This window comes from Pseudomonas sp. K5002 (assembly GCF_013386655.1).
Lineage (GTDB): Bacteria > Pseudomonadota > Gammaproteobacteria > Pseudomonadales > Pseudomonadaceae > Aquipseudomonas.
The window spans coordinates 1-1229 of record NZ_JACARK010001552.1; the positions used below are offsets into that span (position 1 = coordinate 1).

The 1229-nt window shown below is 66.2% G+C and carries 1 protein-coding gene and 1 pseudogene; both read left to right on the forward strand.

Annotated elements, in window-relative coordinates:
* A pseudogene (locus HX846_RS37865) lies at positions 1-386 on the forward strand (MFS transporter); the annotation flags it as partial.
* A gap of 13 nt (positions 387-399) precedes the next feature.
* The coding region (locus HX846_RS37870; protein WP_178967542.1) for a class II histone deacetylase at positions 400-1229 on the forward strand (830 nt) is incomplete at its 3' end.

The window sequence follows — 1229 nt, forward strand, 5'->3', positions numbered from 1 at the left end:
CCTCGCTGATCGGTACGCGCTTGCCACGCCTGCTGCTGTTGCTGGTGGGCTACGCCCTGATGGCCGGTGCGGTTCTGTTGCTGAGCGGTACGCCAACACTGCTGCGCTTTGCCCTGGCAGCGCTGCTGTTCAAATTCACCTGGACCTTCATCCTGCCGCTGATTCTCGCCTGCCTCGCCGACCTCGACCGCAGCGGCAAGCTGATGAACACCTCCAACCTGGTGATCGGTGCGGGCCTGGCCATCGGGCCGGCCATTGCCGGGCGGCTCATCGAAGCCAGCGGCGGGTTTGCCTCGCTGCTGGTGGGCGGCGCCGCCGTCACCCTGTTGTCCCTGGCGCTGATGCTCGGCAGCCGCGCCACGCCTGACGCTGTTTTAACCCGCTGAACTGGAGACTCTGATGAACCGAACCACCGCGTTTTTCTTTGATGAACTAAGCCTCTGGCACAGCGCCGGCGCCCACGCACTGACCTTGCCGGTGGGCGGTTGGGTGCAGCCGCCTGCCAGCAGCGGGCATGCCGAGTCGCCGGAGACCAAGCGGCGCTTGAAAAGCCTGCTGGACGTATCCGGGCTGAGCCGTCACCTGCAACAGCACAGCGCAGTTCCGGCCACTGACGAGGACTTGCGACGGGTACACGGTGCCGACTACCTGCAACGCTTCAAGGCCCTGAGCGATGCCGGCGGTGGCGAACTGGGCCCACAGGCACCGATCGGTCCGGGCAGTTACGAGATCGCCCGACTCTCCGCCGGGCTGGCCATCGCTGCAGTGGACGCAGTGCTGAGCGGGCAGGTCGAGAATGCCTACTCACTGTCGCGGCCGCCGGGGCATCACTGCCTGGCGGACGGCGCCATGGGCTTTTGCTTCCTGGCTAATATCGCCATCGCCATCGAGGCCGCCAAGGCGCGCCGCGGGCTGGGCAAGGTCGCCGTGATCGACTGGGACGTGCACCATGGCAACGGCACCCAGTCCATCTTCGAAACACGTGGCGATGTATTGACGATCTCCCTGCACCAGGACGGTTGCTATCCGCCGGGCTACAGCGGTGAACAGGACCGTGGCCGTGGCGCCGGCCTGGGCGCCAATATCAATATCCCGTTGCCGCCAGGCAGCGGCCACGAAGCCTATCTGCACGCGATGGAGCGCATCGTGGTACCGGCCCTGGAGCGCTTCGAGCCGGAACTGATCATCGTCGCCTGCGGCTATGACGCCAACGCCGTGGACCCGCTGGC